This is a genomic window from Burkholderia dolosa (genome assembly GCF_902499135.1).
In the GTDB taxonomy this organism is placed as follows: Bacteria; Pseudomonadota; Gammaproteobacteria; order Burkholderiales; family Burkholderiaceae; genus Burkholderia; species Burkholderia dolosa.
Genome location: NZ_CABVPR010000022.1, coordinates 1 through 21,599 on the forward strand (window position 1 = coordinate 1; position 21,599 = coordinate 21,599).

The window sequence follows — 21,599 nt, forward strand, 5'->3', positions numbered from 1 at the left end:
TCACTTCTTCCTTGCGTTTGCGTGGCATAAAGTGGCTCCTTGGCCATCAGTTTATGCCTCACACACAAAAGATCGGATAGGCTCTGCCGTTGGCGAACGATAGAAAGCGCGGGCTTGTGGACCTTGGCTGTTCCGATACCGACGATTTCTCCTTACATTCATCGCCAATGTCGAAAACCAGACCCTCCACGCCCAAGGTGAAAGCGCCGCGAATGCTTGCGACTGGCGGCGGCAACGCGACTGCGTCCGGCGTGAACTTCCAGCAGAGCCTTGGTGGGCTGTTCGGGCTCTGGATGCTGACTGAGACGCCGATCGACCCGCGCCTTCAACTCGGCAGCGCCATCGTCACCAGCATTCGCATGGAAACCGAGGCGCCGCTGGACGACACCTTCGCCGCGACGAGCGACGGCGGTGTCATTTGTGCCCAAGCCAAGAACACCCTCTCTCTGTCCGAGATCCTCGAAAGCGAGTTCGGAAACACGGTCGATCAGATCGTGCGTCAGTTCCGGCTCTGCCGTGACGGTACAGGTGACCTCGGATGGAACCGGCCGCTCGACCCGTCCAAAGACCGATTGCTGATCGCTGTCGGGCCCGGCTCGCCGGCGACTACCCGCGTCAACTTGGCGAAGGGCCTGGAGGCCCGACGGCAGCCCGGCGCACCGGTGCTCACGGCTGGCGAGACCAAGGCGCTCGCGCAGTTCGACACCTGCGTCCGCCTCGCCTGGGCCATCGCCGCGCCGGGCGAACCGCTGACTGAGGATGTCCTGCTTTCGATTTCGCGCCTCACCTACGTCTATACGATCGACCCTGAAGGTTCCGATCGAATCGCTTGGGCCGCCGCCTTGGGGTCAGTCCTGAAGGCGCCGGCGGACGCCCCGACGGTTATCAACTTGCTGGAGCGGGTCGCAGGAGACCTGATGGCGGCGCGCGGCGGCCGAACCCTTCACGCACTCCGCACCGACCTGATGGCCCGCGGCGCCCAGCTCGCGGCTCGGCCCGACTATCGCAAAGATATCGCAGCGCTTACGGCCTACTCGCTGCAAACCGAACAGACGTTAGCCGGTTTGGAGGTCGTTGAAGCCGAGACGGGTATGCCCGTCGGCATTGCTCGCCACTGCCAGGCTGCGGTCAATGCGGCCGCACTCAGCGGCGACCTGTTGCTGATCGGTGAGCCCGGCGCTGGCAAAAGCGCGGTGATCAACGCCCTCGGGCGTGCCCTTCGAGCGAAGGGCAACGACGTAGTCCAGATGGCGGTCGACCGGTTCTCGGTCGAGTCGCTGGAGGGCCTGTCTCGCGCCCTCGGTCTGGACCATGATCTGCCGGCGGTGCTGGGTGCGTGGGACGGGCCGGAACCCGCCTTCCTCTTGATCGACGCGCTGGACGCGAGTCGCGGCGGATCGGGCGAGGCGGCGTTCAAGCGGCTCGTCGAGTCCGTCGTGGAACTGGGCGGGCGATGGACCGTGATCGCCTCCATTCGGACGTTCGATCTGCGGCTGGGACAGAATTTCCGAAGCCTCTTCAGGGGAACACCCCCTGACAGAGCCCTCCAAGGTGACGGGTTCGCCAACGTGCGGCACGTTCAGGTGCCGCCCTGGTCCGAGAGCGAATTCGCGGAATTGCTCGCCAGAGCACCGCGGCTGGCGGACATGCTCCAGAACAGCACCGCCAAGCTGCGGGAGCTGGCCATGGTGCCGTTCAACACCCGCCTTCTCGCCGACCTGGTCGCGACCGGCGCCGTCAGCCAGGACTTCTGGGCCATCGACTCCCAGATCGCGCTGCTGAACCTCTATTGGGACCGCCGCGTGCGGGACCACGGGGTCGCAGCCGAGGTTTGCCTGCGTTCGGTCGTCGAGGACATGGTCGCCAACCGCGCCTTGAGGGCTCAGCGGGTTAAGGTGGCCGCCGCCAACCCCGCCATCCTGGACACCTTGACCGGCGAGGGCGTGCTGGTCGTCACCAACGGCGAGCGATCCGTCCAATTCCGGCACCATCTTCTATTTGACTACGTCGCCAGCCGCGTGTTCCTCGACCCCGATGGCGTCGTTGACGGCAGCGCGGCCTTCCCCAAGGCGGAAGGGCTTGGTCTCGTCCTCGCCCCCGCCATGGGCTTTCTGCTTCAGTCACTCTGGGCCGAAGACGCCGATCACAATCGGTTCTGGACCGCGGTCAGCAACCTCTTGGGCCGCGCGGACTGCGATCCGGTGATCCGCAGCATCGCCGCTCGAATGGCGGCCGAACTGCCAACGACCACCGACGACATCGATGCCTTCGCAAAAGCGATCGGCGCGGAAGTGGCCCCCGCCGTCGCCGCCCTTCCGCACGTCGCCGGCTCCATGGCGGTTCGGCTTGAGGATGAACCCGGGATTCCCCTGGCGCCGTGGGTTCATCTCCAGCTTCAGCTGTCAAGGAAGCCAGGGTCAAACGCCGGCGTGCTGCGAATGATGGCATACATGCTGACCGAGCGCGTTCAAGATCCGGCCTTGCGCGCCGATATGGGATCGGCGGTCAGGGCGCTTCTAGCCCATGGCTACACCTTGGACGACACGCAAAGCTTGGCCACCCCCGCGATCGGCTTCGTGGCCGATACCATCGCGACAGACGTGGACGCATCCGTGGCCTTGCTGCGTGCGGCGCTGACCGATGATCGCTTCGACCGATTTGCGCCCCAGGAACTGCCCGCGCTAGCGGGGAAGATCGACGCCATCGCCAAGGCCTCACCGGCATTCGCGGCGGAAATCTACGAGAGCGCCTTCGCGCGCCAGGTGAGCGACGACCGTAAAACCTCCATGGGCAGCGGTCGAATTCTCAACCTGACCTCCAACGCTCGGCAGGACTTCGAGTCATCGCGGTGGTCGCTCAAGGAATACTTCCCTCGGTTCCTACACGCATCGCCGGTCGCGGCGACCCAAGCTTTGCTGGTGGCGCTCGCTGGTTACGTTGCGCGCGAACACTCCCGTTCAGAAGGGGTGAACCCGCTCCAAGTCACTGTCGCTGGTGATGTGGTGCATCTCCAGCAGGACCTCAGTTACATCTGGGCCCATGAGGTCCACCCTCAACACGCCCACGACGCCGATGCCCTGTTGTCGCAATTCGAGACCTGGCTCGAGACCGGCGACGAGGCGGCGGTTTTGGCGTCGGTCGAACACGCTGTGCGCGAAGGCAGTCTCGCCGTCATGTGGTCGCGACTCTTCATGGCGGCTGCGGCCCGGGGCGGCGCCCTGGCTGAACGGCTACTTCCGTATGCAGCGCGATCCGAGTTCTTGATCACACCCGACACGCGCAAGGACTCCATCGACCTCTTGGCGGCTCAATATGATGGGCTATCGGTCGAAGAGCGCGAAGCGCTTGAAGGCGAACTCATCGATCACCCCTTCGACGATTTTCTCCACCCGAAGGCCGCGAAAGAGGGGTTTCTCCGGCGTCTCTTCGCCACCATCGGCGCTGAGCGCCTGGCGACCCAAGCAGCCCGCGACATCCTGGCCGCGGCTCCTGAGACCGAGATTACCAACAACCGGCTCCACAACGTCGAGGTGAGCTGGGGCAAGGCCGACGACGATTTCTACTGGCTCAGCCAGGAGAATAAGGCGAACCCAATCGTACGCGAGACCGGCGCAGAGCTTGACCGGGCTCGCCGCGCACTGGGCTTGGAAGGCGACCGCAAGGGTCCCGTCGAGTCCGTGACCGAAGCACTCGCAGCGCTGACGGCGCTTAAGGCCCGCTTGGACAGCGGTGCCATCCCGGACGACTCCCTAGTGCGCCGAGCGGAGGGTACGTTCGCGGAAGGCGTTCATAAGGTGGTCAACTCCAGCCACGTGTCGGCTGACACGCCGGCGGAGTTGATCGACCAACTCCTGAGCTGGATCGAGTACGCCAGCCACCTCAAAAATCCGGAGGCCGAGGACGATACCGAGGCCAAGTTCGAGGAGTTCTCGAGTTGGGGTTCGCCGTCGGCGAGGCTTGAGGCGGCGGAAGCGGCGCTCGACCTTTGCCTGAAACGGCCTGAGGTTTACCCAGGGCTGGAGCCGTTGATCGACCGCGTCTTGGCCGATCCCCATCCCGCCGTTCGCTTGAGCGCCGCCCTTCATTTGATCCGTATCTGGGAGATGGATCGCGCGGGATTCTGGGCGCGAGCGACCCGTCTGGTCGAGGTCGAGGAAAATCGTAGCGTACTGGATAGCTACGTCTGCAACTGCTTGAGCAACATCCAACGGTATGACGCAGCGCGTCCAGTTGCCGACCTCATCATGATTTTGATTGAGCGGTGCCCGGCAAGCGACCGGCGCAACGCGACGATCCGCCGACATTTGGTTCAGATGACACTGCAGTTTTGGCTGCGGTTCGGCTTCACGGACGCCGAGGAGCATGTCCGAGGCTGGTTTGCACGGACGGTCGACAACGTCGAAGAGGTCCGCGATGCGATCCGGTGGATGCGGGCGGCCTACACGGCCGGCTTGCGGGGCCCGGAGGATCCAGACCCGGCTCGAGATCGAGCGACGGCCATCGAGTTGACCATCCAGGCGGTTTCTCAGGCGGGCGACGTTCTGACCCACTATGCCACGCTCTCAGCTCCCACAGAGGCGGAGATTGAGCGCGCCGGGAGCGCAATGCAGATCATCGATACCGTCTGCCAGCAGTTCTACTTCAGCTCGGGCGCGTTCCAACATGGGGACCGGAACCCGCCACCGATGACAGTGGAAGGCTCCGCTGTTTTCCTTCACGAGACGGCGCCCATCCTGCGCCAGATCGGCGAGCACGGCGGGCCGCACACGGTCTACTATCTGATCCAGTTGTTGGAGCACCTGGTCGAAGCCGATCCCGCCGGCGTGTTCGATCTCATCGCCTTCGCCGTTCTCAAGGGCGGACAGCAAACCGGCTACCAATTCGAGAGCTTGGCGGCCGACCTCATGGTGAAGCTGGTCGGGCGCTACCTTGCCGACCACAAGGAAATCTTCGACGATTCGCAACGCCGAACCGCGCTCGTTGACACGCTGGAAGTGTTCGTTGCGGTCGGCTGGCCGTCAATCCGTCGGCTCTTCTATCGGCTTCCAGAACTGCTGCAGTAGACGATTATCGTTCATCACACTGCGCTGAGATCGGGATAACGACCACACACATTGTGCGGCCCTGGTCGCGGGCTCGCATGGCGCGAATGTCCGGTTAGCGGCTTAGTCCCAAAGATCGCTTCTGGCGCTGCGCAGCACTTGCGCGGAGGTAAGGGAGCGGAGCATAAACGTGGCCTTTACAGGCCATCGAATCCAAATGAGACCCTTCTTTCTCCATGGTATTTTGCGTGGTATCGACAAGATCAATTGGAATAAGTGATTGATTTAAATAATTATTTAATGCAAAAAGATAATCGAGTGGGAATAAACCGATAGCCTCTGCAGCAGTCTGCAGAGGTCTATAAATCGCGCGATTTCTTCCTACGGAATCAAAGAATCACTGTCTTTTTTTGATCCGCCGGCGTCCGTCACCGGCAGCGCGCGATCAACGACGCCGGCCACGGCGCAGCACCTTTCTCCGCAGACGACCTGATTTGCTACCGTCACCGGGCGTAACGGTAGCAAGCGACGGTATGGTTTTCGCGGAGCATGCATGCTGACGGGCCCCGAGTTCGGGCGCTCGACCCGACCGACAGCACACCTGCAAAGTGCCCGACCGACGTGGCCGATATGCGGCGGTCACGTCGTCCGCGGTAGTGGATTTCCGTTTCGACTATCGCGTCGATCGGCGGCGCGACGAGGATTCATACGAATCCCGCCCGCGCATCGGCATCGCTGCGCACGATCGCGGGTGCCATCCCGCGCACGCTTCATCACCGTCTCTATCTCGCCACGTCGCGCTACCCGCACGGCAACCACCCATCCCGCGCCACAGCCGCGCGCTACCGCGCCGCCGTCAACCGCATCCGCTTCGTATTCGGCAGCGGCTCGTGCTGCATCGGCCCTTTGACCAGTTCGCTCATCGCGTCGCGAATCCAGCGGTTGGCCGGCTCGTGATGAAAGCGCGGATGCCAGTGCAGATAAAGGTCGTACTTGGGCGCGGGGAACGGCAGCGGCAGCAGCTTCACGTTCACGAACTCCGCGAAGCGCCGCCCGACGGCCTGAGGCACCGCCGCAATCATGTCCGACCCGGCGACGACGAACGGCACGCCGATAAAGCGCGGCACACTGAAGCGCACGTTGATGCGAATGCCGAGGCGCTCGTGCGTGCGAGCGAGCACGTCCTGCTCGCGGCCTTCGGGATGCACCATCACATGCGCGGCAGCGCAGTACTGATCGAGCGACAGCGTGTCGCCGATTTCCGGATGATCGTCGCGCGCGATACACAGATACGAATGCCGATACAGCGCTTTGCGCTTCAGCGATTCGCTGTTCAAACCCGGAAAGTAGCCGATCGCGAGGTCGACGTCGCCGCTCGCCAGCGCTTCCTCCAGCTCCGGCATGCTGAGCGCGACCGTCTTGATGCTCACGTGCGGCGCGGTCTTGTCGAGAAAGCTCTGCAGGCGCGGCAGGAACACCATTTCGCCGATGTCCGACATGCACAGCACGAAATTTCGCGACGACTCGGCAGGGCGGAACTCGGGCATCGGCAAGATTTCGGTCTGCACGAGATCGAGTAGCCGCGCCACCGGATCGCCGAGCGCCTGCGCGCGCGGCGTCGGCTCCATGCCGCGGCCCGTGCGCACGAACAGCGGATCCTCGAACAGCTCGCGCAGCTTCGACAACGCGTAGCTCATCGCAGGCTGGCTGAGCCCGATGCTCACGCCGGCCTGCGTGACATGGCGCTTTTTCAGCAGCGCATCGAACACCTTCAGCAGATTCAGGTCGACCTGACGAATATCCATGGTTTGGATGATGCCTATCGATTTCACATAATTGACGGATTTTATCCTGCTTCCTAACATCGTTTCACAACAAAGGAGTGAGACGCCATGTCCGATGGACGCAAGCCGCAACGCCCGTTGCGCAGCAATTTCCCGCGCGGTTCCTATCTCGGCGCGGTGCGCGCCGCTCAATGGCGCAATCTCGGCATCGGCGAGGAAGACCTCGACAAGCCGAAGATCGCCATCGTCAATTCGTCGTCCGAACTCGCTACCTGCTTCAGCCATCTCGACGGCATCGCCGCGCAACTGAAACAGGCGATCCGCGCCGCGGGCGCGCTGCCGTTCGAGATCCGCACCGCGGCGCCGAGCGACTTCATCACCGGCGCGGGCGCGCGCGGCGCATACATACTGGCCGCGCGCGACCTCGTCACGAACGACATCGAAGTGGCCGTCGAGGGTGCGCAGCTCGACGGGATGGTGTGCCTGGCGTCGTGCGACAAGACCGTGCCGGGCCAGCTGATGGCGGCCGCGCGGCTGAACATCCCGAGCATCGTCGTCGCGTGCGGTTATCAGCCAAGCGGCGAATATCGCGGCGAGCACGTGGACATCGAGGACGTATTCGTCGGCGCGATGCATACGCTGACCGGCAAGCTGCCCGTCGACGACTTGATCGGCATGAGCCAGAACGCGATTCGCGGCCCGGGCGTGTGCTCGGGGCTCGGCACGGCGAATTCGATGCATATGGCGAGCGAGGCGCTCGGCATGTCGTTGCCCGGCAGCACGCCGGTCGCCGCGAACAGCGACAGGATGTTCGCGTTCGTGCGCGAGGCGGGCGCGCGCATCGTCGAGATGGTGCGCGACGACCTGAAGCCGCGCGACATCCTCACGCGCGGCGCGTTCGCGAATGCGGTGAAGACGATGCTCGCGGTCGGCGGCTCGATCAATACGGTCAAGCACTTGCAGGCGATCGCGACGGAAGGCGGGTTCGACGTCGACGTGTACGCGCTGTTCGAGGCGTTCGCCGCGCACGTTCCGGTGCTGACGGGCGTGCGTCCGGTCGGCTCGCACACGATCGAGCAACTGGAGGCCGCGGGCGGCGGGCGCGGCGTGATGAAGCGGCTCGAACCCTGGCTCGACACCGGTGCGCTGACGGTGACGGGGCGCACGGTGAAGGACAACCTGGCCGACGCGACGATCGCCGACGACGACGTGATCCGCCCGCCGGAGCGCGCGTTCGCGAACCATCCGGCGATCGTGCTGGTGCGCGGCAACCTCGCACCGCAGGCCGGCATCGTCAAATTCGGCATTTCGCCGACCAAGCAGCGCGCATTCACGGGCGACGCGATCTGCTTCTCGACGTCCGACGATGCGATCGCCGCGATCAAGGACGGCCGCGTGCAGCCGGGCAAGGTCGTCGTGATGCGCGGCGCGGGCGTATGCGGCGGCCCGGCGATGGGCGGCGGTGCGTCGCGCGTGGTGTTCGCGCTCGACGGCGCGGGCTTGTCCGAGCGCGTCGCGATGCTCACCGACGGGCATCTGTCGGGGCTTGTCTGCAAGGGGCTGGTAGTCGCGGAAGTGTCGCCGGAAGCCGCGACCGGCGGTCCGCTCGCGTTCGTCGAGGACGGCGACACGATCGAAATCGACCTGGACCGGCGCGTGTGCGATCTGAAGGTCGACGAAGCCGAGCTCGCGCGCCGCCGCGCCGCGTGGCAGCGTCCCGCGCCGGTGAACGACACCGGCTGGCTGAAAATCTACCGCGCGACGGTCGGCACGATGCCGCAAGGCGCGGTGCTCGGCGCGGACCGGCCGGCGCGGGAGCGCTGAGATGAACGGCGAAACCGTCATCGACATCGGCACGGTGATCGAGCGCCAGCAGACGACCCGCTTCGGCGTGCTGTTGATCGTCGCGATGGGCGTGATGATGATGACCGAGGGCTACGACCTCGCCGCGATGGCGTTCGCGGCGCCGGCGCTCAGCCGCGCGTGGCACCTCGAGCATGGCGTGCTCGGCCCGGTGTTCGGCGCATTCGTGTTCGGCACGATGATCGGCGCGTTCGTGCTCGGCTATCTCGGCGACGTGATCGGCCGCAAACGCATGATCGTGATCGGCAGCGTCGTGCTCGCGGGCTTCACGCTCGCCGCGTCGCGCGCAACCGGCCTCGAGCAGCTGATGGTGCTGCGCTTTCTCGCGGGCATCGGCATCGGCGGCGTGGTGCCGAACGCGATCGCGTACACGACGGAGTTCGCGCCGAAGCGCTGGCGCGCGACGTGGGTCACGCTGATGTACAGCGGCTATACGATCGGCAGCAGCGTGGGCGGTCTCGTGTCGGCGTGGTTCGTGCCGACGTTCGGCTGGCAGGTGGTGTTCGTGATCGGCGGCATCGCGCCGCTCGTGTCGAGCGCGATGCTGTGGCTCGCGGTGCCGGAGTCGATCCGCTTCCTGACGCTCAAGGGCCGTCACGCCGAAGTCGCGCGAATCGTCGCGCGGATCGCGCCGGGCTTCGCCGTGCCGCCGCATGCGCGCTTCGCGATCGGCGGCGCGTCGCCGGGCCACGCACACGAGCGCAGCCGCGACGGGTCGCTGCGGCTGCTGTTCGCGGGCCGGCTGCGTGCGCTGACGCCCGTGCTGTGGGCGGTCTACGTCGCGAACTCGATGGCGCTGTTTTTTCTCAGCAGCTGGCTGCCGGTGCTGATCGAAAGCGCGGGTCTCGCGCCGCGCGACGCGGCGCTCGTCTCGACGATGTTCCAGCTCGGCGGCACGCTCGGCGGGCTCGCGCTGATGCGCTTCGTCGATACGTGCGGCGCGATCATCATCACCGTGCTGCCGCTCGTCGGTACGCCGCTCGTCGCGCTGCTCGGCACCGGACTGCCCGGCCCGATGCTGGTCGCGGCGGTGTTCCTGACCGGCTTCACGGTGGTCGGCACGCAGTTCGGGCTGAACGCGGTCGCGGCGCTCGTGTATCCGACCGCGCTGCGCGCGAAAGGCACGGGTGCGGCGGTCGGTATCCAGAAGATCGGCGCGATCGCCGGACCGGTGATCGGCGGGATGCTGATGTCCGCGCATCTGCCGGTCGAGCGGATGTTCTTCCTCGGCGCCGTGCCGGTCGCCTTCGTCGCGCTGCTCGCTTTCGCGCTCGGCCGTCTGCATCGTCGCCGCGACGATGCCGCGCCGGACAACACTGAAACAGGAGCCGCCCATGTCGCTTGAAGTCGTTCCCATCGACGCCGCGCGTGCCGACTTCGTCGGTCTCGCGAGCGGCATCGATCTGACGTCGCCCGTTTCCGAACGGCTCGCGTGCGCGATCGACGCCGCGATGAATCGCTACGCGGTGCTGGTGTTCCGCGGTCAGCCGCTCACGCAGGATCAGCAGCTCGCGTTCGCGCGTGCGCTCGGACCGCTCGATCTCGGTTTCAAGCGCGTCGCGCGCCCGCATGCGCGGCTCGCATACCAGGAGCTCGCGGACATCTCGAACGTAGACGAGTCCGGACAGATCGCGGAGCGCACGCACCGGCGCATCGTCGGCAATCTGGCGAACCAGCTGTGGCACAGCGACAGCTCGTTCCAGCAGCCGGCGGCGCGCTATTCGATGCTGCATGCGGTCGTCGTGCCGGAGTCGGGCGGCGAGACCGAGTTCGCGGACATGCGCGCCGCATGGGATGCGCTCGACCCTCGCGAGCAGCGCGAACTCGAAGGACTCGAAGCCGAGCACTACGCGCTGCACTCGCGCTTCCTGCTCGGCGACACCGACTACAGCGACGAGCAGCGCAACGCGCTGCCGCCGGTGCGCTGGCCGCTGGTGCGCGAGCACGCCGGGTCGGGGCGCCGCCATCTGTTCATCGGCGCGCACGCGACGCACATCGTCGGCCGCACGCTGGCCGAAGGCCGCGTGCTGCTGATGGATCTGCTCGAGCATGCCACCGCGCGCCGTTTCGTGTATTCGCATCGCTGGCTGCCCGGCGACCTCGTGATCTGGGACAACCGCTGCACGCTGCACCGCGGCCGCCGTCACGATCTGTCGGTGCGCCGCGAACTGCGGCGCGCGACGACGATCGACGTCGACCGGCACGTGGCGCCGCAAGCGGCGCAACTCGAACCTGTACAGGGAGCGCGCTAAATGCAGCTGAACGACGACGAACGGGCGATGCTCGACGGCCGCGACGGCGCGGCCGTGCAGCGCGCGATGGATCTGCTGGTGCGCTACGGCGAAGCGCTCGGCGCGCCGCGGCTGGTGGATACCCACAACGTATGCGGCACGGTCGGCGCGACGATGCCGTTCCTGCGCGATTACGCGGCGAAGCACGGCGGCCTCGACGCGGTGTTTTCCGAATTCAACCTCGATAGCCCGGAGGTGGTCGAAGTGCCGAAGGCGAAGGTCTTCAGCAGCCATCTGCAGCAGGGGCTCGACCCGCAGCATGCGCAGCGGCAAGGCATCGACGGCGAGATCGTGAAGCTGTATCGCCAGGGCGAGGCGTTCACCGGACGGCTCGGCATTCAGCCGCTCAATACCTGCGCGCCGTATCTGACCGGCAACGTGCCGGTGCGCGGCGAGCATTGCGCGTGGATGGAGTCGTCGGCGGTCATCTACATCAACGCGGTGCTCGGCGCGCGCACCAATGCCGAAGGGCGCGAGAGCACCGGCGCCGCGATGCTGACCGGCAAGATTCCGTACTGGGGCCTGCACCTGGACGAAAACCGCGGCGGCACGCATCTGATCGAACTCGACGTCGACGTGACGACGGTGCAGGACTGGGGGCTGCTCGGCTACTACGTCGGCGAACTCGTGCAGGACCGCATTCCGGTGCTCGACGGGCTGCGCGACGTGCCGAACCTGCCGAAGCTCAAGCACTTCGGCGCGGCCGCGGCTTCCTCGGGCGGCGTCGAGATGTACCACATCGTCGGCCAGACGCCGGAGGCGCGCACGCGCGACGAAGCGTTTCGCGGCCGCAAGCCGCTCGAGACGATCCGCTACGGCGCGGCCGAGCGGCGCGTCGCGTACGAGCGCGTCAACGTCACCGCGAAAGACGCGCAGGTCGACTTCGTGATGCTCGGCTGCCCGCACTATTCGATTGAGCAGATCTGGGAGGTCTGCCAGTTGCTCGACGGCCGCCGTATCAGCGCGAATACCGAACTGTGGATCTTCACCGCGCGCGCGACGCGCCAGCTGGCGGACCAGGCCGGCTATACGAAGCTGATCGAGGATGCGGGCGGCGTGCTGATGACCGACACGTGCTCGGCGATCGGTCGCGTGATGCCCAAGGGGACGCGCGTCGTCGCACTCGACTCGGCGAAGCAGGCGCACTACTTGCCGGCGATCATGGGCGTGCAGGCGTGGTTCGGCACGACGGCCGACTGTATCGACGCGGCCGTGAGCGGCCGCTGGAGCGGAGGGCGGGACGCATGAGCGCGAATCGCGAAACGAGCGGCCAAGCCGGCACGCCGATCGTGCTGCGCGGACGCAAGGTGGTCGGCGGCTGTGTCGAGGGCGAAGCGCTCGTCACGCGCGACCGCATCTCCGGCTGGGGCGGCATCGATCCGCGCACCGGCACGATCATCGAGACGCGTCACGAGCTGCGCGGCCGGAGCTTCGCGAACAAGGTGCTGGTGTTTCCCGGCGCAAAGGGTTCGTCGGGATGGTCGAGCCAGTTCCATATCGCACGCATCGCCGGTACGGCGCCGGCCGCGATGCTGTTCAACGAAATGACCACGAAGATCGCGCTCGGTGCGGTGGTGAGCCACGCGCCGTCGTTGACCGACTTCGACATCGATCCGCTCGACGTGATCGAAACGGGCGACTGGGTTCGCGTCGACGCCGATCGCGGCGTCGTCGAAGTGCTCAAGCGCAGCCGCGTCTGATTCTGCCGCGCGGCCGTGCCCGCGCGTCGCCGCGATGGCTTTTCAAGGAGGAAGTGTTTTGAAGACTGGTACTCGTATCGTCCGCCGCGACGGCCAACGGACGGGCTGGAAACTCGACGCGGACGTGTGCATCGTCGGCGCGGGCATCGCCGGCACGTCGGCCGCGCTCGAAGCCGCCGCGCTCGGCCGCAAGGTCGTGCTGGTGGACAGCCTGCCGGCGCTCGGCGGCCAGGCGGTGAACTCGATCATCGGCACGTTCTGCGGGCTGTTCTCGAACGGGCCGAAGCGCTTCCAGGTGACGCACGGCATCGCGGACGGCATCCTGCACGATCTCGGCGAGAAGGGCGCGCTGCACTACAAGGAAGGGCCGCTGACGACCGTCGTGCTGTACGACGAAGTCGCGCTCGCGCGCTGGATCGAGCAGAAGATGCTCGACGCAGGCATCACCGTCGTGCTCGGCGCCGTGTTGCGCGACGTGGTGCGCGAAGGGCGGCGGGTGCGCGAGCTCGACGTCGCGACGCGCTACGGCGACGTGCGCATCGCGGCCGACGGCTTCGTCGACGCGAGCGGCGATGCCGCGCTCGCATGGCTCGCCGGGTTCGACTGCCAGGAGCCGGAGACGCCGATTCGCGGCACGCAGATGATCGTGCTCGAGAATCTCGACGAGACCGATCTGCCGGCGCCGCCCGCATTTCGCGAGCGCGTCGAGGAAAAGGCGCACGCGTACGGGCTGGAGCGCAAGGACGGGCTCGTGTTCTATTTCCGCGGCCGCAACATCGGCATTGCGAACATGACGCACATCGAGACGCCGCTCGAGCCGATGGCGGCGTCGCGCACCGCGCTCGTCGGGCGCGAGCAGGCGGACCGCGCGTTCGAGTTTCTGCGCGGCGAGTATCCGCACATCTATCGCAACGCGCGCATCCGCAGCTACGGGCTGCCCGGCATCCGGCAGACGCGCTGGATCGTCGGCGCTCAGCGGTTGACCTCGGCAGACGTGATCGCCGCCACGCGGTTTCCGGACGCCGTTGCGCGCACGTCGTGGCCGATCGAATTGCACGATCGCGCCGAAGGCTATGAATGGAAGCCGTTCGGCGACGACCATCTGCATACCGTGCCGTTCGGCAGCCTCGTCGTGAAGGACGCGGACAACCTGATCGCGGTCGGCCGCTGCATCGACGCGGACCCGACCGCACTGTCGAGCGTGCGCGTGATGGGGCCGTGCATCGCGATGGGCGCGGCGGCCGCGCATGCGTTCGATCTCGCGGACGGCGGCAGCGTGCACGACATCGATCGCGGGATGCTGCGCGAGCGGCTCGCCGACAACGTCGATCGAATCGATCCGCCGCATCTGAAGCACTGACGCAACACCTGCCGGCGGCGCGGAAATACCGAAGAGGTGCATCGGGCGTTCTGCAACGACGCCCGCGACCTGCACCCGCTGCCGCGCCGGCCGGACACGAAATGACGGAACGCGCGACGCGCCGGGATCGGCCCGCGGGCCGACGCGGCACCTGTGGAGGAGACGATGAATCAAACGCTGCCCGATGCGCGCACGGTGGACGTGTCGCGCCTGATCGACGAACAGGGAATCGGCCGCTTCGCGATCGTGCTGATCGCGTCGACATGGCTCGTGATGCTCACCGACGGCTACGAGCTCAGTGCGCTGGCGTTCGCCGCGCCGTCGCTGATCCGCGCATGGCACATCGAGCGCAGCGTGCTCGGCCCCGTGTTCGGCGCGAACATCTTCGGGATCATGATCGGCTCGATCCTGTTCGGCTATATCGGCGACCGAATCGGGCGCAAGCGCGCGATCCTGTTCGGCGCCTGCTGGTACGGGCTCGTCACGCTCGCGACCGCGTGGGCGTCGAGCGTCGATCAGCTGCTGTGGCTGCGCTTCGCCGCGGGCATCGGCATCGGCGGCGCGGTGCCGAACGCGTTCGTGCTCGTGTCGGAATTCGCGCCGAAGCGGCTGCGCGCCACCTGGGTCACGGTGATGTTTACCGGCTATACGCTCGGCGCGGGTTTCGGCGGCGGCGTCGCCGTGTGGCTCGTGCCGCACTACGGCTGGCCCGCGGTATTCGTGGTCGGCGGGGTCGCGCCGCTCGCGGTGGCCGGCGCGCTGTCGTTCGTGATGCCGGAGTCGCTGCGCTATCAGGTGCTGAAGGGCTGGCCCCGCGACGGCATTGCGGCGACCGCCGCGCGCGTGCGGCCCGAACTCGCGTTGCCGCCGGATGCGCGCTTCGTCGTGACCGACGAGCGCCGCGTCGCGAAGTTCTCGCCGCGCACGCTGTTCGCCGGCCGCCTGCGCTACGTGACGACCGCGCTGTGGCTCGCGTACATCGCGAATTCGATGGCGCTGTTCTTCCTGCAGAACTGGCTGCCGGTGCTGATCGAGGCGACCGGCGTCGCCGCGCATCGCGCCGCGCTGACGACGACGCTGTTCTCGGTCGGCGGCACGCTCGGCGGCCTCGTGCTGATGCGCTTCATCGATCGCCATGGCGTGCGGCTCGTCACCTGTCTGCCGCTCGTCGGCTTTCCGCTCGTCGCGGCGCTCGGAATGAAGCTCGATGCGGGCTGGCTGACGGTTGCGGTGTTCGGCGTCGGCTTTTGCGTCGCCGGCACGCAGGCCGGACTCAATGCGGTCGCGTCGATCGTCTATCCGACCAGCTTCCGTTCGAAAGGCACCGGCACCGCGATCGGCGTCGCGAAGATCGGTTCGATCTCCGGCCCGATGATCGGCGGGATGCTGCTCGCCGCCCATGTGCCGGTGCGTGAGCTGTTCCAGATCGCGGCGCTGCCGGTCGTCGCCGTCGCCGCGCTGATGTTCGTGCTCGGCCGCATGTACCGGCCCGGCGACATGCACGACGACGGGCTCGCAGAGCGCGATTCCGCAGGCGCCGAGTCGCCGCTGCCCGCGGCGGAACGCTAGCAACAGCGGCAGCGGCGGGGCCGGCGGCGCGCAGCGCGCGGCCACGCACGGTCGTCCGAGCAATGCATGCGACGCGTTCGCGTCCGCCGCTCGTTCCCGCCGCCCGATCCGCATCACGTCACGACCTCGAAACCGGAGAAGCACGATGAAAACGGCAGTCTGCACTGCCGCGGCGGTTTGCGCCCTCGCGGCGCCGCTCGCGGCCTGCGCGCAAAGCTCGGTCACGTTGTACGGCATCATCGATACGGGCATCGCGTGGACGAATACGGTCGCGTCGTCGATCAGGGCACCGGGCGCGTCGCGCTGGTCGATGGCGACCGGCTGGGGTAGCGGCGACCGCGTCGGCCTGCTCGGACGCGAGGACCTCGGCGGCGGCCTGTCCGCGGTGTTCCAGCTCGAAATGGGTTTCAGCGGACTGAACGGCACGTCGTCGCAGGGCGGCCGGCTGTTCGGACGGCAGGCGTACGTCGGCTTGTCGAGCACGCGGTACGGCAAGCTGACGCTCGGCCGCCAGTACGACTACACGTTCGACTACGTCGCACCGCTGATGTCCTGGCTGATGTTCGGCAGCATCTACGGCGCGCACATCGGGGACGTCGACGACAGCTTCCAGACGTTCCGCCTGAACAACAGCGTCAAGTACGAGGTGAGTCCGCTCGCGGGACTGAAGCTCGGCGCGCTCTATGCATTCAGCAATCAGGCCGGCGGCGACGCGGGCCGCGGCTTCGCCAACAACCGCGCGTACGGCTTCGGGCTCGATTATCTGCGTGGACCGTTGCATGTGGTCGCGAGCTATCTGCAGCTGAACGATCCGTCGGCGGGGCTCGCGTCGGCGAATAATCCGGGCGGCGCGATCGGCGACGAATACAGCGGCTCGACCAGCATTTTCTACAACGCGGGCTTCGTCGAGCGCCAGCGGATCACGGCACTCGGAGCCGGCTATTCGTTCGGCGCGGCGTCGGTGAACTTCGTCTTCACCAACACGCTGCTCGACTATCGCGGCGGCAGCAGCCTGCGCATCAACAACTACGAGATCAACGGACGCTGCTACTTCACGCCGGTGCTGATGGCCGGGGTCGGCTACATCTTCACCGACGGCCACGGGTATACCGGCAGCGGCGCGACGTCGTTCGCGGCCGGCGACCGGCCGAGATGGCATCAGGTGGATGCGGGTATCGCGTACCTGCTGTCGAAGCGCACCGATCTGCATATGTCGATGGTCTATCAACGGCTGGCCGGCGATGCGAGCACCGTTGCGATCAACTTCTTCGGACCGGCGGGGGCGGGGCGCAGCAGCCAGATCGCGGTGCTGGCCGGGCTGCGGCATCGTTTCTAGCGCGCGGACGCCGTGCGACGGGCGTGCGCGGAGAACGCTTGCGCGTCGTTGCGGCGCGTTTGGCGCGTTCGGCACGAGCGGCCCGTTCGGCACGAGCGGCACGAGCGGCACGAGCGGCACGAATTCGGCGCTCGGGCGGCATCGGCAAGCCGCGTCGCGGCGCGGCGTTGCCGCGGTATTCGAGCCTGTCGCAGACCGGGTTGGCTACGCGCGCGCCGGACCTGTTTCCGCGGCGAGCGGCGCGCCGCCCGATTGACGATAATGACTGTTCATCCATCGGCATATCGGTAAACCCGCCGTGACCCAACTGACTTTGCCAGGGATCGAAGCGCCGCGGTTGAATCATCGGCTGTTTTTCGCGGTGCAGCCCGATCCGCAGACCGCCAAGCGGATTGCCGACACGGCGCGCCGCGCTTCGCCGGACGCGCCGGTCGACGACCGCTGGGTCGATACGACGCGCCTGCATGTGACGCTGCGTACGCTCGGTGATTTCATGCACGTGCCGCCGGACGTGGTCGTCCGCGCCCGCGATGCGGCACGGCGTGTCCACGCGCGGCCGTTCGACGTGACGTTCGATCGGATCGTCAGTTTCAAGGGTCGTCCCGACAACTATCCGTGGGTGCTGACTGCGTCCGACGATCCGCGCGAGCTGATCGATTTGCGGCAGCAACTCGTCGAAGCGCTGAAAAGGACCGGCCTTCGAGTGCCGGGCGCGCTTTCGGCGCTGCACGTCACGCTACGGTACGACGAGCGCCGCCGCGCGCCGCGCACGGTCGAACCGATGACATGGACGGTGAGCGAGTTCGTGCTGATCGACAGCTGGCTCGGCAGGACACACCACGACGTAATCGGTCGCTGGCCGTTGAACGCCGACGCGCCGGCCTGATTGCGCCGGCACGGCGGCGCGGTGCCGATTCAGCGGCGAAGCCGCTCGGCGGTGAACGATGCCCGCTCGAGCGCGCGCCGCGCGACATCCCGCACGCCCGCGCTCATCGGCAGATCGTCGCGAGCGAGTTCGTCGAGGTCGAACCAGCGTGCGTCGAGCGCGTCGTCGCCGGCCGCGGGCGAGCCGCGCAGCCAGCGGCACAGCACCGCGACCATCACGAAATGCTGACGCAGCGTGCCGTCGTCGTCGCGGTCGAACGCATCGAGCGCGGTGAAGACGTCCAGCGCGTCGACTTCCACTGCCGTTTCTTCGACGATTTCGCGCACGACGGCGTCCGCGATCGGCTCGCCCGGCTCGATCTTGCCGCCGGGAAAGCCCCAGCGGCCCGCGTCGGGCGGGTTCGCGCGGCGCACGAGCAGCACGTCGCGGTCGCGGACAACGACGCCGATCACGGCGGGAACGGCGCGCACGTTCGGTGTGGCGCCGGCGGTGCGGGACGATGGCTTCGACATGGTCTGACCTCGGTACGGATACGGACGCGCAGTCGTGCTTCGTGTCGGCGCACCGGGCGAACGGTCGGACTTGCCGTCTGCACGTGCGCGCCGCGACGAACGGGGAGGGCGCCCGTAGCCGTCAAGTATCGCAGCGTTCGCGCGCGTATGCCGGCGATGCGGCAAGTGCCGGTGCGCCGGTGCGTCGGAAGGGTCAGACGGCCGGGCAGCGCGTCGCGGCTCCCGCGTTCGTTTCGCTGCTGCCGCCTAGTTCGGCCAGATACGACCACGGATAAATGCCGCGCGCATGACCGTCGCCGAATGCAATGCGGATGCCGTAACCGAACGGTTCGACGCCGGCCAGCGTCAGGTCGGCCGGCGCGTCGACGATTTCGCCGCGACGGCGCAGCGCGCGGCACGCGGCGCACGGACACGCACTGCGCAGCCGCACATAGTCGAGGCGCTGCGTTCGGCCGTCCGGCCAGCGCAACGTCAGCACGCGCGCCGCATGATCGAGCACGAGTTCGGCCGGCGCGGTCACGGCGTGTCGTCGATCTGCCGGATCGCGATGCGCACGGCCTTGCGCACTTCGGGGTCGCGATCGTCGAACGCGGCCTGCAGCGCCTGCAGCGACGCGCGGTCGCGCAACTCGCCCAGCGCGAGCGCCGCCTCCTTGCGAAGATTGCTGATCGAATGCGACAGCAGCGCGGCGACCGCCGGTGCCGCAGTCATATCGCGCAGCTGCCCGAGCGCGCGCGCCGCGCGCAAGCGCACTTGCCAGTAGTCGTCGTCGAGCGCGGCGACGAGCGCGTCGCGTGCCGCGGTCACACGCAGCTTGCCGAGCGTCGCGGCCGCTTCCTCGCGCACTTGCCACGCGCGGTCGCGCAGCGCGGCGAGCAGCGCACGCACCACGCTCGCATCGTCGGCGGCCGCGAAGCCGACCGCGCCGATCGCGATGCGCCGTACGTCGGCGTCGGCATCGTCGGTCGCGATCCGTCCGAGCGCGGGCAGCGCGCGTGCGTCCTTGAGCCAGCCGAGCACGGCGACCGCTTCCGCGCGCACGGCCGCGTCGTCGGTATCGAGCGCGCGCAGCGCCGGCGCATACGCATCGGCCGCGCGCAATTCGCGCAGCCCGCGCAGCGCCGCGCGCCGCACCGACGCTTCGGGCCGCTCGGCCCAGCGGCACAGCACCGCGCCGGACGCCGGATCCTTCAGCTCGGACAGGCTCTGCGCGGCGGTCGCGCGCACGCCGTCGTCCGGATCGAGCAGCGCGCGGCACAGCGCGTCGACGACGTCGGGCTGCTCCCACGCACCGAGCACGCGCGCGGCTTCGCTGCGCACGTCGGCCGACGGATCGTCGCGCAGTACCGCGACGAACGCCGGTACGAGCGCGGGATCTTCGAGATCGGCAAGTTCGAGCAGCGCGACGCGGCGCACCGACGCATCGGGCGCCGCGACGCGCGCGGCGAGCGCGGCGTGCTCGCGATCGTGTGCGTCGTGTGCGTCGTGTGCATCGGACAGCGGAAAAACGGACGAAGAAAGGGTCATGGTCGAACGATCGGAGCGGTGAAAGGAAGGTGTCGGGTGCGGGATCAGCCCGCGTCGCGCAGCAATGCGAGGCAGCGCCGCTTGATGTCGACGAACGCGGGCGCGGTCGTGCTGTCGTCGGTGCGCGGTCGCGCGAGCGGTACGCGCATGTCGGCGACGATGCGCGCCGGCCGCGGCGACAGCATCAGGATGCGATCGCCGAGAAACAGCGCTTCGTCGATGTCGTGCGTGACGAACAGCACGGTCGTGCCGATCCGCGACCAGATATCGAGCAGCAGCATCTGCATGCGGCGGCGCGTCTGCGCGTCGAGCGCGCCGAACGGTTCGTCCATCAGCAGGATGCGCGGCCGGTTGATCAGCACGCGCGCGATCTCGACGCGCTGCTGCATGCCGCCGGAAAGCTGCGCGGGGTAGTGCGCGCCGAAGCCGCCGAGCCCGACGAGTTCGAGCAGCTTGGCTGCTTCGCGGCGCCGTTCGCGTGCCGGCACGCCCTTCATCTTCAGGCCGAACGCGACGTTGTCGATCACGCGTTTCCACGGAAACAGCGTGTGCTGCTGGAACACGAGGCCGCGATCGGGGTGCGGGCGATCGACGGGCTCGCCGTCGACGACGATCTCGCCGCGCGTGGCCGCGACGTGCCCGGCGAGCGCGCCGAGCAGCGTCGATTTTCCGCAGCCGGACGGCCCGAGCACGCAGACGAATTCGCCGGGCGCGACGTCGAGCTCGAGCGAGTCGAGCGCCGCGAAGCGCGCGTGCGGCGGCCCGAGTTCGATCGTCAGCCCGCGCACGCCGACGCGGCCGGGCGCGGCCGATGCCGCTGCGGCGGCGCTCATCGCCGGCCTCCGTGCGGCGCGTACCACGGCGTGAGCGCGGTGCCGATCCGCTTGACGAGCAGGCTGCTGCCCATGCCGAGCAGCCCGATCAGCGCCATGCCGACGACGATGTCCGGATAGTTCTGCAGCGTGTACGACGCCCACGTGAAATAGCCGATCCCGTACTGGCCGGCGATCATCTCCGCGGTGACGAGGCAGAACCACGCGGTGCCCATCCCGATCGACAGCCCGGTGAAGATCGCGGGCGCCGCGCCGGGCAGGATCACTTCCGCGTAGAGTGCGAAACCGCGCGTGCCGAGGCTGCGCGCAGTCGCGACGAGCCGCGGATCGACCGCTTCCGCACCGTGCACGGTGTTCAGCAGGATCGGGAACAGCGCGCCGACGAACGTGATGAACATCATGCTCAGCTCGGACGACGGAAACATCAGGATCGCGAGCGGAATCCACGCGACGGCCGGAATCGGCCGCAGCACCTCGAGCGGCGGCAGCAGCGCGTCTTCGAGCGCGCGGTAGCGGCCGATCGCGAGCCCGAGTCCGACGCCGGCAAGCGCCGCCGCGGCGAAACCCGCGAGCACGCGCGTGACGCTCGCGAACAGGTGCATCGGCAGCTTCGGCGAGTGCAGCAGCGTCCACAGCGCCGGCCCGACGTCGGCCGGGGCGGGAACGTTCGCGAACGTGACGACGCCGAGCGACAGCCGCCAATGGACGGCGGCCTGCCACAGCGCGAGGCACGCGCCGAGCGACGCGAGCCGCGCGGCACGACGGCGCAGCAGCGGCCGCGCGCCACGCACGGCGGGATGCGCGGCGCGCGCGTCGCCGGCGCGGGACGGTTCGGAGAGACGGCGTTTGGCAAGCTCGAAGGTCGCGGCCATGCGGATATCCGTATCGATGAAGGG

The 21,599-nt window shown here is 67.7% G+C and carries 16 protein-coding genes; 10 read left to right on the forward strand and 6 right to left on the reverse strand.

Features of this window, described 5'->3' with window-relative positions:
• Positions 1-212 precede the first annotated feature (212 nt).
• On the forward strand, positions 213-5,063 hold the full coding sequence (locus tag BUB20358_RS12120) for an NACHT domain-containing protein (RefSeq protein WP_035972182.1): 4,851 nt from the start codon (positions 213-215) through the stop codon (positions 5,061-5,063).
• A gap of 821 nt (positions 5,064-5,884) precedes the next feature.
• Here the strand turns inward: BUB20358_RS12120 and BUB20358_RS12125 are convergent.
• Positions 5,885-6,847, reverse strand: a complete 963-nt coding sequence (locus BUB20358_RS12125) for a LysR family transcriptional regulator (RefSeq protein WP_006764059.1) — start codon at positions 6,845-6,847, stop codon at positions 5,885-5,887.
• Positions 6,848-6,934: 87 nt separating this feature from the next.
• Between BUB20358_RS12125 and ilvD the strand changes: the two genes are divergently transcribed.
• The 9 genes from ilvD to thpR all read left to right on the forward strand — a co-directional run bounded on the left by ilvD (position 6,935) and on the right by thpR (position 17,831).
• Complete coding sequence (gene ilvD, locus BUB20358_RS12130; RefSeq protein WP_006764060.1) at positions 6,935-8,650, forward strand: dihydroxy-acid dehydratase; 1,716 nt, start codon at positions 6,935-6,937, stop codon at positions 8,648-8,650.
• 1 nt (position 8,651) lies between these two features.
• Complete coding sequence (locus BUB20358_RS12135; protein WP_006764061.1) at positions 8,652-10,034, forward strand: MFS transporter; 1,383 nt, start codon at positions 8,652-8,654, stop codon at positions 10,032-10,034.
• A complete protein-coding gene (locus BUB20358_RS12140; protein ID WP_035972183.1) occupies positions 10,024-10,941 on the forward strand; it encodes a TauD/TfdA dioxygenase family protein in 918 nt (305 codons plus the stop codon). The genes BUB20358_RS12135 and BUB20358_RS12140 overlap by 11 nt, the downstream gene beginning before the upstream one ends.
• Positions 10,942-12,228 (forward strand): aconitase X, encoded by a 1,287-nt coding sequence (locus BUB20358_RS12145; protein WP_035972186.1) that lies wholly within the window; start codon positions 10,942-10,944, stop codon positions 12,226-12,228.
• On the forward strand, positions 12,225-12,680 hold the full coding sequence (locus BUB20358_RS12150; protein WP_035972187.1) for an aconitase X swivel domain-containing protein: 456 nt from the start codon (positions 12,225-12,227) through the stop codon (positions 12,678-12,680). Before BUB20358_RS12145 ends, BUB20358_RS12150 begins: the two co-directional genes overlap by 4 nt.
• Positions 12,681-12,714: 34 nt before the next feature.
• Positions 12,715-14,040, forward strand: coding sequence for an FAD-dependent oxidoreductase (locus BUB20358_RS12155; protein ID WP_006764064.1), 1,326 nt, complete (start codon positions 12,715-12,717; stop codon positions 14,038-14,040).
• Positions 14,041-14,205: 165 nt separating this feature from the next.
• Positions 14,206-15,609: an MFS transporter gene (locus BUB20358_RS12160; protein WP_035973336.1), complete on the forward strand. Its 1,404-nt coding sequence runs from the start codon at positions 14,206-14,208 to the stop codon at positions 15,607-15,609.
• 145 nt (positions 15,610-15,754) lie between these two features.
• Positions 15,755-16,945, forward strand: coding sequence for a porin (locus BUB20358_RS12165; RefSeq protein WP_006764066.1), 1,191 nt, complete (start codon positions 15,755-15,757; stop codon positions 16,943-16,945).
• Positions 16,946-17,243: 298 nt separating this feature from the next.
• Positions 17,244-17,831: an RNA 2',3'-cyclic phosphodiesterase gene (thpR, locus tag BUB20358_RS12170; protein ID WP_006764067.1), complete on the forward strand. Its 588-nt coding sequence runs from the start codon at positions 17,244-17,246 to the stop codon at positions 17,829-17,831.
• 29 nt (positions 17,832-17,860) lie between these two features.
• Here the strand turns inward: thpR and BUB20358_RS12175 are convergent, their stop codons facing one another.
• From BUB20358_RS12175 to BUB20358_RS12195, 5 genes are all read right to left on the reverse strand, one after another.
• The gene (locus BUB20358_RS12175) at positions 17,861-18,343 is read right to left on the reverse strand and encodes an NUDIX hydrolase (protein WP_006764068.1); all 483 of its coding nucleotides are present in this window, start codon (positions 18,341-18,343) and stop codon (positions 17,861-17,863) included.
• A gap of 193 nt (positions 18,344-18,536) precedes the next feature.
• On the reverse strand, positions 18,537-18,863 hold the full coding sequence (locus BUB20358_RS12180; protein WP_006764069.1) for a gamma-butyrobetaine hydroxylase-like domain-containing protein: 327 nt from the start codon (positions 18,861-18,863) through the stop codon (positions 18,537-18,539).
• Entirely contained in the window at positions 18,860-19,870 is a 1,011-nt protein-coding gene (locus tag BUB20358_RS12185; protein ID WP_006764070.1) for a HEAT repeat domain-containing protein, read from the reverse strand. Before BUB20358_RS12185 ends, BUB20358_RS12180 begins: the two co-directional genes overlap by 4 nt.
• A 44-nt stretch (positions 19,871-19,914) precedes the next feature.
• The gene (locus BUB20358_RS12190) at positions 19,915-20,703 is read right to left on the reverse strand and encodes an ABC transporter ATP-binding protein (RefSeq protein WP_035972190.1); all 789 of its coding nucleotides are present in this window, start codon (positions 20,701-20,703) and stop codon (positions 19,915-19,917) included.
• Entirely contained in the window at positions 20,700-21,575 is an 876-nt protein-coding gene (locus BUB20358_RS12195) for an ABC transporter permease (protein WP_006764072.1), read from the reverse strand. Before BUB20358_RS12195 ends, BUB20358_RS12190 begins: the two co-directional genes overlap by 4 nt.
• Positions 21,576-21,599: the final 24 nt, after the last annotated feature.

Coding starts and splice junctions, on each gene's coding strand:
- BUB20358_RS12120 (WP_035972182.1), top strand. CDS start 213: ATGCTTGCGACTGGCGGCGGCAACGCGACTGCGTCCGGCGTGAACTTC.
- BUB20358_RS12125 (WP_006764059.1), bottom strand. CDS start 6,847: ATGGATATTCGTCAGGTCGACCTGAATCTGCTGAAGGTGTTCGATGCG.
- ilvD (WP_006764060.1), top strand. CDS start 6,935: ATGTCCGATGGACGCAAGCCGCAACGCCCGTTGCGCAGCAATTTCCCG.
- BUB20358_RS12135 (WP_006764061.1), top strand. CDS start 8,652: ATGAACGGCGAAACCGTCATCGACATCGGCACGGTGATCGAGCGCCAG.
- BUB20358_RS12140 (WP_035972183.1), top strand. CDS start 10,024: ATGTCGCTTGAAGTCGTTCCCATCGACGCCGCGCGTGCCGACTTCGTC.
- BUB20358_RS12145 (WP_035972186.1), top strand. CDS start 10,942: ATGCAGCTGAACGACGACGAACGGGCGATGCTCGACGGCCGCGACGGC.
- BUB20358_RS12150 (WP_035972187.1), top strand. CDS start 12,225: ATGAGCGCGAATCGCGAAACGAGCGGCCAAGCCGGCACGCCGATCGTG.
- BUB20358_RS12155 (WP_006764064.1), top strand. CDS start 12,715: ATGGCTTTTCAAGGAGGAAGTGTTTTGAAGACTGGTACTCGTATCGTC.
- BUB20358_RS12160 (WP_035973336.1), top strand. CDS start 14,206: ATGAATCAAACGCTGCCCGATGCGCGCACGGTGGACGTGTCGCGCCTG.
- BUB20358_RS12165 (WP_006764066.1), top strand. CDS start 15,755: ATGAAAACGGCAGTCTGCACTGCCGCGGCGGTTTGCGCCCTCGCGGCG.
- BUB20358_RS12175 (WP_006764068.1), bottom strand. CDS start 18,343: ATGTCGAAGCCATCGTCCCGCACCGCCGGCGCCACACCGAACGTGCGC.
- BUB20358_RS12185 (WP_006764070.1), bottom strand. CDS start 19,870: ATGACCCTTTCTTCGTCCGTTTTTCCGCTGTCCGATGCACACGACGCA.
- BUB20358_RS12190 (WP_035972190.1), bottom strand. CDS start 20,703: ATGAGCGCCGCCGCAGCGGCATCGGCCGCGCCCGGCCGCGTCGGCGTG.
- BUB20358_RS12195 (WP_006764072.1), bottom strand. CDS start 21,575: ATGGCCGCGACCTTCGAGCTTGCCAAACGCCGTCTCTCCGAACCGTCC.